Annotated in this window: 11 protein-coding genes; 3 read left to right on the top strand and 8 right to left on the bottom strand. The window is 67.9% G+C overall.

All coding sequences use genetic code 11. From position 1 onward, the window contains the following. Positions 1-11: 11 nt before the first annotated feature. Positions 12-1,058, bottom strand: coding sequence for a biotin synthase BioB (gene bioB, locus ACIGII_RS00265; RefSeq protein ID WP_399637573.1), 1,047 nt, complete (start codon positions 1,056-1,058; stop codon positions 12-14). Between the two features lie 344 nt (positions 1,059-1,402). Between bioB and ACIGII_RS00260 the strand changes: the two genes are divergently transcribed. After that, positions 1,403-1,828 (top strand): ComF family protein, encoded by a 426-nt coding sequence (locus ACIGII_RS00260; RefSeq protein ID WP_399637570.1) that lies wholly within the window; start codon positions 1,403-1,405, stop codon positions 1,826-1,828. Positions 1,829-1,872: 44 nt separating this feature from the next. Here the strand turns inward: ACIGII_RS00260 and ACIGII_RS00255 are convergent, their stop codons facing one another. Next, positions 1,873-2,856, bottom strand: coding sequence for an Abi family protein (locus ACIGII_RS00255; RefSeq protein WP_399637567.1), 984 nt, complete (start codon positions 2,854-2,856; stop codon positions 1,873-1,875). 275 nt (positions 2,857-3,131) lie between these two features. On the opposite strand from ACIGII_RS00255, the gene ACIGII_RS00250 reads away from it, so the two are divergent. Continuing rightward, the gene (locus ACIGII_RS00250; protein WP_399637565.1) at positions 3,132-3,695 is read left to right on the top strand and encodes an HdeD family acid-resistance protein; all 564 of its coding nucleotides are present in this window, start codon (positions 3,132-3,134) and stop codon (positions 3,693-3,695) included. A gap of 19 nt (positions 3,696-3,714) precedes the next feature. Here ACIGII_RS00250 and ACIGII_RS00245 read toward each other — a convergent pair whose 3' ends face one another. Genes ACIGII_RS00245 through ACIGII_RS00220 form a run of 6 tightly spaced genes read right to left on the bottom strand, consistent with a single transcriptional unit; the run spans position 3,715 to position 10,960 of the window. Beyond that, on the bottom strand, positions 3,715-5,526 hold the full coding sequence (locus tag ACIGII_RS00245) for an MFS transporter (protein WP_399637563.1): 1,812 nt from the start codon (positions 5,524-5,526) through the stop codon (positions 3,715-3,717). Positions 5,527-5,575: 49 nt separating this feature from the next. Beyond that, positions 5,576-6,691 (bottom strand): N-acetylglucosamine-6-phosphate deacetylase, encoded by a 1,116-nt coding sequence (gene nagA, locus ACIGII_RS00240; protein ID WP_399637560.1) that lies wholly within the window; start codon positions 6,689-6,691, stop codon positions 5,576-5,578. Next, positions 6,688-7,464 carry a DeoR family transcriptional regulator gene (locus ACIGII_RS00235; protein WP_399637558.1) on the bottom strand — a complete coding sequence of 259 codons (777 nt, stop codon included), beginning with the start codon at positions 7,462-7,464 and terminating at the stop codon, positions 6,688-6,690. Before ACIGII_RS00235 ends, nagA begins: the two co-directional genes overlap by 4 nt. Before the next feature lie 33 nt (positions 7,465-7,497). Next, entirely contained in the window at positions 7,498-8,826 is a 1,329-nt protein-coding gene (locus ACIGII_RS00230) for a D-tagatose-bisphosphate aldolase, class II, non-catalytic subunit (protein ID WP_399637555.1), read from the bottom strand. A gap of 36 nt (positions 8,827-8,862) precedes the next feature. Next, positions 8,863-9,789 carry an ROK family protein gene (locus ACIGII_RS00225; protein WP_399637552.1) on the bottom strand — a complete coding sequence of 309 codons (927 nt, stop codon included), beginning with the start codon at positions 9,787-9,789 and terminating at the stop codon, positions 8,863-8,865. Positions 9,790-9,802: 13 nt separating this feature from the next. Beyond that, positions 9,803-10,960: an SIS domain-containing protein gene (locus ACIGII_RS00220; protein WP_399637550.1), complete on the bottom strand. Its 1,158-nt coding sequence runs from the start codon at positions 10,958-10,960 to the stop codon at positions 9,803-9,805. Between the two features lie 357 nt (positions 10,961-11,317). Here ACIGII_RS00220 and ACIGII_RS00215 point away from each other — a divergent pair, with 357 nt between their 5' ends. Further along, positions 11,318-14,641 carry a TIM-barrel domain-containing protein gene (locus ACIGII_RS00215; protein WP_399637548.1) on the top strand — a complete coding sequence of 1,108 codons (3,324 nt, stop codon included), beginning with the start codon at positions 11,318-11,320 and terminating at the stop codon, positions 14,639-14,641. Positions 14,642-14,765: the final 124 nt, after the last annotated feature.

The following is a 14,765-nucleotide window of genomic DNA, read 5'->3' as shown; positions in this document are numbered from 1 at the left end:
CGGCGCAGCGCTCAGGCCGCTAGTCCGCCGGTAGGCGACCGTTGGTCGTCGCGGGTGATCGCGGCATGCACGGTGCCGGGATGGTCATGCCCGGGCGCGTCGACCTGCACCGCCATCGGGCGCAGGCCCAGGCGGCTGAACAGGGCCAGGTCGCGCTCGGTGTCCGGGTTGCCGGTAGTCAGCAGCTTCTCTCCATAGAAGATGGAGTTGGCGCCGGCCAGGAAGCACAGCGCCTGCAGCTCATCGCTCATCGCCTCGCGTCCGGCCGACAGCCGCACCATCGCCTTGGGCATGCAGATGCGCGCCACCGCGATCATGCGCACGAACTCGAACGGGTCCAGCGCGGCGCTGCCGTGCAGGGGGGTGCCGGGCACCTGCACCAGCTGGTTGATCGGCACCGAATCGGGGTGCGCCGGCAGGTTGGCCAGCGCCCGCAGCAGTCCGGCGCGGTGGGCGCGCGTTTCGCCCATGCCCACGATGCCGCCGCAGCAGGTTTTCAGCCCGGCCTGGCGAACGTGTTCCAGCGTATCCAGGCGGTCCTGGTACTGGCGGGTGTGGATGATGGCGTCGTAGTAGTCCGGCGCGGTGTCCAGGTTGTGGTTGTAGTAATCCAGCCCGGCCTCGCGCAGCGCTGCGGCCTGCGTGCCGTCGAGCATGCCCAGGGTGGCGCAGGTTTCCAGGCCCAGTGCTTTCACCTCGCGGATCATGGCCGCCACCTTGGGAATGTCGCGGTCCTTGGGCGAGCGCCAGGCCGCGCCCATGCAGAACCGGGACGCACCGGCCGCCTTGGCCTGGCGGGCCTTGGCGACCACCTCGTCGGTGCCCATCAGTTTCTGCGCGCTCACCCCGGTGTCATAGCGCTGCGCCTGGGGGCAGTACGCGCAGTCCTCCGGACAGCCCCCGGTCTTGACCGAGAGCAGTGTGGACACCTGGACCTCGCTGGGGTCGAAGTGCTCCCGGTGCACGCCTGCCGCCCGGTGCAGCAGTTCCGGGAAGGGCAGGTCGAACAGCGCCAGCAGTTCCTCGGCGTGCCAGTCGTGGCGGATGACAGTAGCCATGGGAGTGTCCTGACAGATTAGGTAACCGAGGGGCGGCAGTCTGGGGAGGTTGAGGGAGGCTGTCAACCACATGGTATTAGCAAAAGTTTACGAAGGGCTGCGCTGGTTGGGGCAGCAGTGCCTGCCGTTGCGCTGCCTGGTCTGCGACGATCCTGGACGATGGGCTGGACCTGTGTGCGGCCTGCCATGCCGCGTTGCCCTGGAACGACCACGCCTGCCCGCTGTGTGCGCTGCCCCTGCCACCCGACGAGCCCGCCGCTGCCTGCGGTGCATGCCTGCGTCATCCACCGCGTCAAGCGGGGGCGGCAGCCACGTTCGTATACGCGCCGCCGATTGATCGGCTGTTGCTGCGCTTCAAATTCCACCAGGACCTGGCCGCCGGCCGGCTGTTGTCGCAGTTGATGCTGCAGGCAGTGCCGGACGTCGCGCAGGCCCCCCTGCTGCCCATGCCGCTGCATGGCCGACGGCTGCGCGAGCGCGGTTACGACCAGGCCCGGGAACTGGCCCGGCCGCTGGCTAAGGAACTCGGGGTGCCGCTGTGGACGGGTCTGTGCCGCAGCCGGGCCACCGTGGCGCAGTCCACGCTGGACGCCGAGGCACGCCGCCAGAACCTGCGGGGTGCCTTCGCGGTGCGGGCGATCCCACCGCCGCGGCTGACCCTGGTGGACGATGTGATGACGACCGGTGCCACGCTGGACGCAGCGGTGCGCGCGCTGCGCCGGTCGGGACTGCAGCAGGCCACGCTGTGGGTGTGTGCACGGGCGCCGTGAATCGTCACCGGCTTGCGTGCAGCGCCAACAGGCTGTCAGGTGTCCTACGCAATGTCTCCTGGCGCCAGACTCGCCACGATGGAGTCGCGTCGCTCGGCAACACCTACCTGCCGTGCAAGGGGGGCGGCGCGCCACAGGCTGTGCGAGCGCCATCCTTCAGTTGCCCCGAGGCCAACGACGCGCGATGAGCTGATCATGCCTTCGTGTAGATGGCCGTCAACCCGATCACGCCAGTTGCCCACATCCGCCGTGCTTATCGAGAGCAGTCTGCGAAGCATGAGGACAAGGTAGAACGACCTGTTTGCGGGAAATGGCGCCTCACTCTCGGACCACCCCGCAATCCGTGGACGGACGGCGGTGACACCCAGCTCCTTGTTCCAGAGGCGGCCGTGGTGGGCCACCACATTGCGTGCAACGCTGGTAACGTGAAGCCAGTTCTCGAAAATCGGCGGAGCCAACCCGATCTCGCGGGAAATTGCCTTCTTTTCAGGGCCCCGAAGTGCTTTGTAGAACCGCGAAAGGGAACCCATCGACATTACTTCGGTAGCCATCCAGATCGGCACATTCGGGAATGCAGGGCTGGTGTACTTCTCCCTGTAGTGACGAATGAAGGTTTCCCTGGAGCGCTCCACTTCCTTGCAGACCGCGTCAAGCCAATCGCGATGCTGTGACTCAGAGAACGCCATGTTGCATGGATCCAGGTGACCAAACGCGCCATGGGCGTGCGAGAAGTGATAGGTGAGCAGCGTCCGCGTGGCGACTTCAATGTGGCCAACGGCTTCCATGACCAGATCCCTCAGCAGGCGGTCGAATTCGTAGAGGCTTACTGCTTCCTCGAAGGTCGCTCCGCTCTCGAAGTAGTCGCTGCCAGCCACGCGTTGCGGATATAGATACCCCATCAGCCTGTAGTAGCCCACGCGTTGCAGGTAGTGCTCCGCTTCTCCTGCGTTACCCACCGCCAGACCCCGTGCCTGGAGCTGAGCCAGTTGGCCAGGAATGGAAAGGGGTGGTTTGCAGTACCGGGTCATCCTGGGATACCAGAAAGCGGACAAAAAAAAACCCGCCAATTTGAGCGTGGCGCGAATCTCGCGTCAGAGGCGTGGCGGGTGTGTTGGGTGCAGTTTAGTGAAGGGGTATCCGAGCCGCAAGGAATGGTGTCGGCAACGGCTTGATGGGTGCGCCGGTTCGTTCACTTACGTGAACTCGGTGCGTGCCTCACCGGTTCGGCGTCGGTAAGCGGGCCTTGTCGAGAAGGGGCTCCGCGCCTAGCATCGCGCTTGACCTTCCTCACAGGAGCAGCGTCATGAGCCAGGCCTCGGATCTACGTGGTACCTCGCTGTTGTCGCTGGTGGGGCGTAGCTGGTGGGTACTTCTGTTGTATGGCCTGGTGGCCATCGGCTTCGGCCTGATCGCGGTGCTGCGGCCGTTGTCGGCCGCCGCCGGGCTGGCGTGGGCCATCGGCGTAATGGCGCTGGTCGAGGGCCTGATCAGCCTGTTCGCGGTGTTCGGTGGCAGCAGCGGTGCCCCACGTGGGTGGGCGCTGGTCTATGCGCTGGCCTCGATCGCCTTCGGCGCGCTGGCAGTGATCAACCCGCTGGCCACTGCCAAGGTGCTGGTGCTGTTGCTGTCGATCTGGCTGATCCTGGCCGGCGTCTACCGTATCGTGTTCGCGATCCGCGTGCGCAGGCAGATCGAAGGCGAATGGCTGCTCATCGTCAGCGGCCTGCTGGCCATCGTGCTGGGCGTGATGATGTTCGCCAACCCGCTGGGCGGGGTAGCGGTAACCACGCTGTGGATCGGGATCGGCAGCCTGCTCTACGGCATCCTGCAGATCGTGGTGGCGTTCCGGCTGCGAACGATGCGCTGAAACCGCCTCCGGCGCCACGTCACCCGTGGCGCTGGAACCGCGCTTCGATCTCCTCCAGCGTCCTGCCCTTGGTTTCGGGCAGCCAGAACGCGGCGACCAGGAAGTACAGCAGGGTGCAGCCGGCCCAGAAGAAGAACATGCTGGCGTAGCCGTGGTGGCCCACCGTGGGCAGGAAGATCGCGGCGATCACGGTCGACACGAACTGGTTGATCAACAGCGCGATGCTCATCCCGTTGGAGCGGATGCGGGTGGGCATCAGCTCGGACAACGCCAACCACACGCACACTCCCGGGCCCACTGCGAAGAAGGCCACGAACAGCAGGATGCAGCCCGCCACCATCCAGCCATGGGTGGGGGAGGGCACCGGTCCGATCGCAGCGCGTTCTATCACCAGCGGCGCACTCGCGGCGTCGGCCGGGTCCGGGAACGGGTTGAGGTGGAGACGGCGGAAGAATGCACCGATGACACTGTCGGCAGACACCGCGTCTTCGCGGCGGATCTGCAGCGAGGTGTCGATCGGGTTGTCGCTGCGCAGCGCGCGCACGTTGCTGAAGCCGCCGTAGGCATAGGACACGGTCAGCTGCAGCGGCTGTTCGCCGGCACTGGCATCCAGGCGGCGCCACTGCGCCGCATCCATCGGCAGCGACAGGGTGTCACCGATCAACTGCTGTTGCAGCAGGGGGTGGACATCGCTGCGGCCGTGCTCGCTGCGCAGGAACAGCAGCGCCGCCCCGAGCAGGGCGATGGTGATGCCGCCGGTGCCCAGCATCAACAGGAATTTGCGGCCCTTGCGATCCACCAGCACCAGCGCCACCACGGTCATCAGCGCGTTGAGCAGTTTGATCGCGACATCGGCCCAGTTGGCCACCGCGCCCGGCAGGCCGGCCTGGTGCAGGATGTTTACCGCATACGCCAGCACCGAGTTGATGCCGGTGGCCTGGGTGAAGGCCAGCACCAGACAGGCCAGAACGAACGGCCAGACATAGCGGCGGCTGAGCAGCGGGTCGCGCGGGGCCGGGGTGCCATCGGCGGTGGGCGCGTCCGGGGCCTGCATGCGGGCAAGCGTGGGTTCCACTTCGGCCGCCGCCACGGTGCGCTGCAGCGCGCTGCGTGCCTGTGCGATGCGCCCGCGCCGCACCAGCCAGCGCGGCGATTCGCTGATCAGCAGCGCGCCGCCGGTGAACACCAGGCCCGGCAGCAGGCAGCTCCAGAAAATCGTGCGCCACGCGTGGTCCTTCACTGCGAACAGCAGGCGCTGCTGTTCCTCGCCCGGCAGATGGGCCACCGCCGCCGCAGCGGTGTCCACGCTGTGCGCCTGGTACAACCCGATCACGGCGGCCAGCACCAGCCCGATGGTGAGCAGCAGATGGAACATCGCCGCGCCGCGTCCACGGCGCTCCGGACTGAGCACCTCGGCCAGGTACAGCGGCACCACCACGCCGATCAGGCCGCCGCTGATGCCCTGCAGCAGCCGACCCATCAACAGTGGCCCATAGCCTTCGGACAGTGCCATCACCGGAATGCTGGCGGTGAACAGCAGGCCGGCCAGCACCATCGCGCCGCGCCGACCGATCAGGTCGGCAATGGCGCCGGCAAACAGCGAGGACAACACGCTGCCCAGCAGCACCGCCGCCACCACGAAGCCCAGCTGCTGGGTGGTGAGGTGCCAGCTGGCCGTGGCCGTGGCCTCCAGGTAGGGCAGGGCGCCGGCGATGATGCCGATGTCGATGCCGTAGAGCAGGCCGCCCATGCCACCGATGAACAACAGATAGCGCACGGGCCAGCGCGGTGCATTGGCGGCGGCGGGCATGGCGGCGGAAACGTCGTTCATGGTGCGGTCCTGTCTACGCGGGAACGCGCCGCACGCGGCGCGGAATCAGTCAGTCGAGCGCGATGTGTTCGCCTTCCACCACGACCTGCTGCACGCGCAGGTCGTGGTCGAGCACCACCAGGTCGGCCCAGGCGCCCGGCTGCAGGCGGCCACGGTCGTCGAGCCCCAGATAGTCGGCAGGGAAGCGTGAAACCCGGTCGGATGCGTCATCCAGTGCCAGCCCCAGCGCCACCAGGTTGCGCAGCGCCTGGTCCATGGTCAGCGCACTGCCGGCCAGCGAACCGCTTTCCAGGCGCACGCAGCCCAGGCACTTGTGCACCCGCTGCACACCCAGCGCGTACTCGCCGTCGGGCATGCCGGTGGCGGCGGTGGCGTCGGTCACGCAGTACAGGCGCGGAATCGCGCGCAGTGCGGTGCGGATCGCGCCGGGGTGCACGTGCTGCAGGTCGGGGATCAGCTCGGCGTATCGGGCATGCGCCAGCGCCGCCGTGGCGATGCCCGGGTGGTAATGGTCCACGCCGGTCATCCCGTTGAACAGGTGGGTGAAGCCGGCCGCACCCGCCTGCAGCGCGGCCACGCCGTCCTCATAGCTGCCGGCGCTGTGGCCGAGCTGCACGCGGATGCCGAGCGCGTTCAATGCGGGAATCAGGGCCAGGTGCTGGCCGACCTCCGGCGCCAGGGTGAGCACCTTGATCGGCGCGATGGCATGCAGGCGCTGCACGTCCCGAAGCGTGGCTTCCACCACCAGCGGCGGCTGCGCGCCCAGCCGCTCGGCGCTGATGAACGGACCCTCCAGGTGCACGCCCAGCACTCTGGCCGTGCCCGGCGCGCGCTGTGCGATCGCAGTGGACAGGCCCTGCAGCGCACGCACGATGTCGTCCGCCTCAGCGGTCATGGTGGTGCCCAGCAGCGCGGTGGTGCCATGCAGCGCGTGCGCGCGCGCCACCGTCTGCGCGGTATTTCCGCCCTGCATGATGTCCACCCCGGCACCGCCATGCACATGCAGGTCGATGAAACCGGGCAGGATCAGCGGCACCTCGTCATCGCCACGCGGGTCAGCGTGGTCGCTGTTGATCGACACGATGCGCTGGTCAAAGGCGATGTCACCGCGCACCCACCCGAACGGGGTCAGGATGCGGCCATGCAGGGTGGAAACGGGGTTCAAGGCGGCGACTCGGCAATGATCACTTCGATGCCGCGCTTCTGCAGCCCCTCCAGATACTGGGGGTCGATGCTGGCGTCGGTGATGATGGTGTGGACCTGGTCCAGGCGGGCGATGCGGTGCAGGCTGACGTGGCCGAACTTGGAGGCGTCGGTCAGCACCACCACGCGGCGTGCGCGCTCCACCATGCGGTGGTTGAGGCTGGCTTCGGCTTCATGGTGGGTGGTGAGCCCGAACTGCAGGTCCAGCCCGTCCACGCCCAGGAACAGCGTGTCGAAGCTGTAGGTGTTGAGGCTGGCCTCGGCCTGGCTGCCCTGCAGCGACAGCGACTGCTTGCGCAGCAGGCCACCGGTGAGCAGCAGCTCCACGCCCGGCGCATTGGCCAGTTCCCAGGCGATGTTCAGCCCGTTGGTCATCACCGTCACATCGCGGTGCTCGCGCAGGTGGCGGGCCAGGGTCATCGTGGTGGAGCCGGAATCGATGATGATGTTGTCGCCGGCCCGGACCAGCCGCGCGGCATGCGCGCCGATGCTGTCCTTCAGCGGCAGGTTCAGGGTGTCCTTCTGGTGGATGTCCTGTTCCAGCGGCGGCGTGCGCACCAGCGTGGCGCCGCCATGGGTGCGCGTGGCCAGGCCCTGCGCCTCGATGTGGCTGAGGTCGGCACGAATGGTCACCGCAGAGACGCCAAAGCGTTCCACCAGTTCGCTGACCTGCACGTTGCCGTGGTCGACCAGCAACTGCAGGATCTGCTGGCGGCGTTGCCGTGTGTTTCGCATGGAGGCGATTCCGTTCGGAAGTAAAGCCGAAGCTTACCGTTCCGAAACCTCCGCAGCAGGAAAACTTTCGTTCGCGTTATCAAAGCGGTTGCGAGCGCAAGCGCGGCCGTACTCGGCCAGGCGCAGGCCCACCTTGTGCCGAATCAGGGCCAGCGGTTCGGCGGCCAGCTCGCCGGCCTGCACCGCGCGCAGCTGTTCGGGCAGGTACTGGCTGAGCAGCATCAACGGCGGCGGCTGCCGGGTGAGGTTGTCCACCAGCGTGGCCAGCGCGGCCTGCACCGGCGGCTCGCCCCAGTAATAGCGACTGCGGTCGCTGAGCGAATACGCACGCAGCAGGCGCTGCTGGTGCGGCGTCCCCTGGTAATAGCTGGCCCAGTTGCCTGGCTTTTCCAGCATGCAGCGCTCCAGCACCTCGATCAGCTGTGAGCACTGCGGCGCCGGCAGCAGTTCGCGCTCGATCATCGCCAGCGCGAACACCGCTTCGCGAAAGGCCAGGGTGGCGGCCGGGCCGACCTTGAGGATGGCGAAGTGGTCGCGCACCAGTGCGTGCAGCCCGGCTTCGGTCTGGTAATCGGTGGAATGCGCCTCGAAGACGATGCCGGGCTGGGTGTCCACGAACGCGGACAGCGCCTGCGCGGCGGCCGGGTCGTAGTAGTGCACGCTGCTGTGGTCGAAATCCACGCCGGGCTGCACCACCATGGCGATCACCCGTGACCACGCCGGCAGCAGGTCCGGGGCGGAGAACGCTTCACGGTGGATCGCCAGGGTCAGCGCCGCGGCGTCGGGCGTGGTCACTGCCAGCCCACCTTCCAGCGAGGCTTCGCCACCGGGTACCGGCACCTCGGTACCGATCACGTATACCGGTGCCGGCAGCCCATGCTCGGCGGCGGTGCGTTCGGCGATACGCGCCAGTTCGGCCGAGCGCTCGGCCACGATCGCATCCGGCAGCGGCGTAGGGTCGTCGGCGCAGGACATGCTGCAGTCCAGGTGGATCTTGTGGAACCCGGCGGCCACGTACGCGGCGATCAGGGTACGCGCATTGGCCATGGCGACCGCAGCCGGGCCCTTCTGCCAGGCATTGGGACCCAGGTGGTCGCCGCCCAGGATCAGCCGTTCGACCGGGAACGCCTGGCGGCGCGCAAGCTGCAGCACGTAATCGCGGTACTGCGGCGGGGTCATGCCGGTGTAGCCGCCGAACTGGTCGACCTGGTTGGAGGTGGCCTCGACCAGCAGCACGGTGTCGTACGTGCGCGCCACCTGCATCGCCGCCAGCAGCACCTGTTCATTGCTGCAGCACACGCTGTACAGGCCTACGGGCTGGCCTTGGCGATGGGCGGCGATTACGGACTGAACGGCAGACATGGCAACACTCCAGGTGCAGCGGAACGAAAGGCGGGATCAGGGCGCGCGGTGCAGCTGGCGCGCCAGCAACGCCGCGCCGCGTGCGCCGCCGGCATCGCCGAACGCCGGCGGCAGGATCGGCGGCACGCGCACGCCATGGAACAGATACGGGGCAATCGCAGCGGGCAGGTCGCGGTACAGCTGCTCCAGCTTGGACAGCCCGCCCCCCAGCACGATCACGTGCGGGTCCAGGGCCAGGATCAGGCTGGCGAAGCTGTAGCCGAGCAGGTCGCGGTGGATGGCCAGCGCCCGCAGCGCGATGGGGTCGCCGGCGTGCGCCTGCTCCACCACGGCGCTGCCGTCGCGGGCCTGGCCGCCGTGGCGTTCATGGATCATGGCCAGGCCACTACCGGACACGTAGCGCTCCAGGCAACCCCGCAGGCCGCAGCCGCAGTCCAGCAGCGGCAGGTCGTGGCGCAGCTGCAGGGCGGCCGGCAGGCTCCAGTGGCCCCACTCGCCGGCAATGCCGTTGTTGCCGGCCACCAGCTGGCCATGCAGACAGTAGCCGCCGCCGGCACCGGTGCCCAGGATCACCCCGAACATGCTGGGGTAGCCGGCGGCCGCACCGTCGTGCGCTTCGGACAGGGCGAAGCATTGCAGGTCGTTGCCGAGCGCGAGCGGGCGTTGCAGCCTGGCTTCCAGGTCCTGCCCCACCTGGCGCCCGCTGAGCGCGGGCACGTTGGCGCTGAGCTGGCGGCCGCTGTCGCGGTCGCGCACGCCGGGCAGGCCGATGCCCACGGCACTGGCGCGCGTGCCCAGCGCCGCATCGGCGGCGTCCACCAGCTGGCCGATGGCGTCGATGAAGGCTGCGTAATCCAGGCTGGGCGTGGCGACGCGCTGGCGGTGATGCACCGCCAGCGTCGCGTCGCAGGCCACCAGTTCGATCTTGGTGCCACCGATGTCGATGCCGTACCAGCTCTGCATGGGCGTACCCGGCTCAGCCATGGTCGTGGATGGTCACACCCTGTACCACGCGGTTGACCGTGCCGTCGGGGAAGGGGTTGTCCGGGGTCAGGCCCAGTGCCGCCGATCGCTGCAGCGCGAAGCACTGCGCCACCAGCAGCCACAGCGGCGACAGCCATGCATCGGGCAGGTCGGGAATGTCCAGCACAAAGTCGCCTTCGGCACTGTCTGCGCCGGCCGGCCCCACCGACAGGATCCGGTTGGCGATGCCGTCGCGGCGCAGCTCGTCCAGCAGGTCCTGTTCGTAGCGGCGTGCCAGCGGCTGCGCGCTGCGCAGCATCACCACCAGGGTGGTGCCGTTGAGCGTGGACTTGGGCCCGTGGCGGAAACCGAGCGGCGTGTTGGCCAGGGCGAGCACGCGACCGGCGGTGAGCTCCAGCACCTTCAGCGCGGCTTCGCGTGCGGTGGCTTCCAGCGGCCCGCTGCCCAGGTAGATGACGCGGCTGATGTCGGCCTGCGCCAGTGCGGCGACCGGCGCATCCCACGCCTGCACTGCGCGCGTGCCGCTGTCGGCAAGGCGGCGCATGCGCTCGACACGCGCAGCCCAGGGCGCCTTCTCGAACACGCACAGGGCGGCCAGCAGCATGCAGCTCAGGCTGCTGGTCATGGCAAAGGCGCGGTCGCAGCTGGCCGGCGGCATCAGCAGCGACAGGGTGTCGCTGCGGCCCTGGCCACGCTGGGCCAACGCGCCCTCGGCATTGCAGGTGATGTCCAGGAAGCGCGCGTCGTCCACCTGCGCGCGTACCAGATCGACCGCCGCCACGCTTTCCGGACTGGAGCCGCTGCGCCCGAACGACACCAGCAGGGTCGGACGGTCGCGCTGCAGGTACAGCGCCGGGTGGGTCAGCAGGCTGGTGGTGTGGACCGCGCGTACGTCGGCCGGCCACTGTGCATTGATCTGGTCGGCGACCATCTCGGCAATGAACCCCGAGCTGCCGGCGCCGGTAAAGATGACCTTCTGGTTGGGCTGCGCCAGGGCAGTCCCGAGGAATGCGTCGATGCTGTCCTGCGCGCCCGCCAACTGGTCGGCCACCATGGCCCACAGGCGCGGTTGCTGCGCGATTTCTTCGGCGGTATGGGCACCACCGAGGCGCTGCCATTGAGGCAGATCAGGGAGCAGGCACGTTTCCATAAGCATTTCCTGTTGGGCCAGCTCACCTTCTGCGTTTTCTTTCGAAATGTCAATTATCGAAAGATAAAAACAAGTTTGCGCTGGCGCACTGTCGACTGTCATGCCGTGGCGGAACCGATTCGTCCTCCGCTATCTATCAGCTCCTAAAAGGGTAAAAGCCCCGCATTCAGTCGTCATTTAGAAAGTGGTGCCTCGCAACATCTTTCGTTTGCACGAAATTCCTAAGATTTTTTCTTTGCAATTCATTGACAAGTTTCGAATCGCTGCCCCATAGTCGGCCGCACTGGTTTCGGACACCCGTCGAACGCGGGCTTTGGGGGCAAAGTGGCAAGCCGTTGTCGTCGCACCACAGTGACCATGGCGTTGATCGCCTGCGCGACGGCGTGCACGCCCGCCATCGCTGCGCCGGTGGGCGACCTGCAGGCAGTGCGCGCACTACCCGCAGCCGACGGCACCGCCTGGACGCTGACCAGCAGCACCGGTGCCATCCTGCGCGTGGACCTGGTGCGCGACGATCTGCTGCGGGTGCAGGCCGGACGCAACGGCACCCTGGTGCCGGCCGGCGACAAGGCCGCGCCGATCGTGTTGCCGCAGCCCGCCATCGCGGTCCCGTTCACCCTGGAAGAAGACGCCAGCGAAGTGCGCATCCGCACCGACGCGCTGGTATTGCGCATCCACCGGCAACCGCTGCGCCTGGCCCTGGATCGGCGCGAGGCCGGCAACGACGTGCCGCTGTGGCACGAATTGCAGCCGCTGGACCTCGACAGCGCGCAGAGCGTGCAGGTCCTCAGCAGTAGCGCCGACGAACAGTTCGTCGGCGGCGGCCAGCAGAACGGCCGCTTCGCCTTCAAGGGCCGTGAACTGGAGGTGTCCTATTCCGGTGGCTGGGAAGAAGGCGACCGCCCCAACCCCGCGCCGATGCTGCTCAGCTCCCGTGGCTGGGGCATGCTGCGCAACACCTGGAGCGATGGCAGCTACGACCTGCGCCAGCCCGACCAGGCCACGCTGCTGCACCGCGAAGACCGCTTCGACGCCTACTACTTTGTCGGCGCCGGCCTGCCCGCGCTGCTGGACCGCTACACCGCACTCACCGGGCGCGCCGCATTGCTGCCGCGCTGGGCGTTCTCGTACGGCGACGCGGATTGCTACAACGATGGCGACAACATCAAGAAGCCCGGCAGCGTGCCCGAAGGCTGGAGCGATGGCCCCACCGGCACCACCCCGGACGTGGTCGACAGCGTGGCAAAACAGTACCGCGAGCACGACATGCCCGGCGGCTGGATCCTGCCCAACGACGGCTACGGCTGCGGCTACAAGGCCCTGCCGGAAACGGTGAAGGGGCTGGCTGGCTACGGCTTCAAGACCGGGCTGTGGACCGAGAACGGCGTGGACAAGATCGCCTGGGAAGTGGGCACCGCCGGCAGCCGCGTGCAGAAGCTGGACGTGGCCTGGACCGGCAAGGGCTACCAGTTCGCGATGGATGCCAACCAGTCCGCGTTCAACGGCATCCTGCACAACGCCGATTCGCGCCCGTTCCTGTGGACGGTGATGGGCTGGGCCGGCATCCAGCGCTATGCGGTCGCCTGGACCGGCGACCAGAGCAGCAGCTGGGATTACATCCGCTGGCACATTCCCACCCTGGTCGGATCGGGCCTTTCGGGCATGGCCTACGCCAGTGGCGATGTGGATGCGATCTTCGGCGGCAGCGCCGAAACCTTCACCCGCGACCTGCAGTGGAAGAGCTTCACCCCGGTGCTGATGGGCATGTCCGGCTGGTCGGGCAGTGCGCGCAAGCACCCGTGGTGGTTCGACGAGCCCTACCGCAGCGTCAACCGCGATTACCTCAAGCTGAAAATGCGCATGACCCCGTACATGTATGGGCTGGCACACGACGCGGCGACGACCGGCGCGCCGATCCTGCGCGCGCTGATGTGGGATTACCCGCAGGACCCGCACGCCTGGGACGAAACCTGGAAGTACCAGTTCCTGCTCGGCCGCGACCTGCTGGTGGCGCCGGTGTACCGCAGCCAGGCCGCCAGCCGTGGCTGGCGCCGCGACATCCACCTGCCGCAGGGCCGCTGGATCGATTACTGGGACGGCCGCGCGCTGCAGGCCGGTGCGGAAGGCCGTCAGCTGGACCGCCCGGTCGATCTGGCAACAATCCCCGTATTCGTGCGCGCCGGTGCCATCGTGCCGATGTACCCGGAGATGCTGTACGACGGCCAGAAGCCGCTGGATGAGGTCACCTTCGACCTCTACCCGCAGGGCAGCTCGCAGTACACGCTGTACGAAGACGACGGCAACACGCGGCGCTACGAGAAGGGCGAATCCAGCCAGCAGCAGGTCACCATGCAGGCGCCGGCGCAGGGCAGTGGCCCGGTGCAGGTGAACATCAATGGCGTGCGCGGTCAGTACCAGGGGCAGCTGGCACAGCGCCGCTACGCGCTGCGCGTACTCAGCCGGCAGAAGCCGGCAGCGGTAAGTCTTGATGGCCGCGCGCTGCCGATGCTCACAGATGCCGTCGCGTGGCAGGCCGCGGCGGAAGGCTGGTACTTCGATGCAGGCGAACGCCGTGGCACCGTGCATGTGCGGACCGTACCCACCGACATCCGCCAGCCACTGGCCTTCCAGCTCGATATCGCGCAGGCACCGGCAGCGTCCGATGATGTGTTCCCCGCCGCACCGGTGCTGGGCCGCGCATTGCCGGCCGACAGCCTGCTGGTGGTCAACCGCCCGGCCGAAGAGCGCGGCTACGAACTGGAAAAGGCATTCGACGACGACCCGGCCACCTGGTTCCGCACCGTGCGCAACCAGGCCGTGCGCACAGGTGCCCACGAATGGGTGATCGGCTTCGGCGAGCGCCGCCTGATCGACGGCATCGCACTGGCACCGCGCAATGACCAGCACTGGAAGAGTGGGCAGATCCGCGACTACGAGATCTACCTGGCCGACACCAATGGCGAATGGGGCGAGCCGATCAAGCGCGGCCGCCTGGCGCTGAAGCAGGACCTGCAGCAGATCGACTTCCCCGCCCGCGCCGGCCGCCTGCTGCGCTTCCGCGTGCTCAGCGTGCAGAACCCGGACGGTGATGGGGCCGCTGGCAGCGACCCGATGGTCACTGCGGCGCAGGGCAACGTCGCGCGTGCGGTGGATGCACTGCAACCGCGTGATGTCGGTCCGATCACCCTGTCCACGTTCCAGATCCTGGAACACCAGGTTGCAGAGCGCCCGGCGCAGCAGCGCTACCTGTCCGAACTGACCTTGCCGGCCGCGGCCAACGCACAGGTGCGCGCCGACCTCGCCTTCCAGGGCGGGCAACCCATGCGCATGAACGGCCTGCTGTTCCGCCGTGGCCTGGGCGTGGGGCCCGCCAGCCGCATCGACCTGCAGCTGCAGGGTCAGTGGCGCCTGCTGCGCGCGGACCTGGGCATCGACGATGCGTGCCGCAGCGCCGGCGGCATGCAGTTCCAGGTCTGGGGCGATGACCGCCTGCTCTACGACAGCGGCCTGGTGAAGGCACCGGGCGTGGTCAAGCCCGAACTGGATATCCGCGGCCTGCAGCGCTTGAGCCTGCGCACGCTGGGCGCACAAGGCACGCAGCCCGCACAGGTGTGTGGCAACTGGGCCAACGCCGCACTGATCGGACAGGAGGGCGATACCGCCACCATCGTGTCGCCGTAACCCAGGGACGTACCGAAAAACAGAATTCCCCACCGTTTCCCGACTACGGCCTGCCGGCCGTGGTGCGGGTGACTGTTGCCCGAAAAAACCCACCCAGGCAGCCCCACGCTGCGGAAGCACAAGG

The organism is Stenotrophomonas sp. NPDC077420 (assembly GCF_044543385.1).
Taxonomy (GTDB): domain Bacteria; phylum Pseudomonadota; class Gammaproteobacteria; order Xanthomonadales; family Xanthomonadaceae; genus Stenotrophomonas.
The sequence above is the reverse complement of the archived record's forward strand: the minus strand, read 5'-3'. Positions and strand labels throughout refer to the sequence as shown.

Coding starts and splice junctions, on each gene's coding strand:
- bioB (WP_399637573.1), bottom strand. CDS start 1,058: ATGGCTACTGTCATCCGCCACGACTGGCACGCCGAGGAACTGCTGGCG.
- ACIGII_RS00255 (WP_399637567.1), bottom strand. CDS start 2,856: ATGACCCGGTACTGCAAACCACCCCTTTCCATTCCTGGCCAACTGGCT.
- ACIGII_RS00250 (WP_399637565.1), top strand. CDS start 3,132: ATGAGCCAGGCCTCGGATCTACGTGGTACCTCGCTGTTGTCGCTGGTG.
- ACIGII_RS00245 (WP_399637563.1), bottom strand. CDS start 5,526: ATGAACGACGTTTCCGCCGCCATGCCCGCCGCCGCCAATGCACCGCGC.
- ACIGII_RS00235 (WP_399637558.1), bottom strand. CDS start 7,464: ATGCGAAACACACGGCAACGCCGCCAGCAGATCCTGCAGTTGCTGGTC.
- ACIGII_RS00230 (WP_399637555.1), bottom strand. CDS start 8,826: ATGTCTGCCGTTCAGTCCGTAATCGCCGCCCATCGCCAAGGCCAGCCC.
- ACIGII_RS00225 (WP_399637552.1), bottom strand. CDS start 9,789: ATGCAGAGCTGGTACGGCATCGACATCGGTGGCACCAAGATCGAACTG.
- ACIGII_RS00220 (WP_399637550.1), bottom strand. CDS start 10,960: ATGGAAACGTGCCTGCTCCCTGATCTGCCTCAATGGCAGCGCCTCGGT.
- ACIGII_RS00215 (WP_399637548.1), top strand. CDS start 11,318: ATGGCGTTGATCGCCTGCGCGACGGCGTGCACGCCCGCCATCGCTGCG.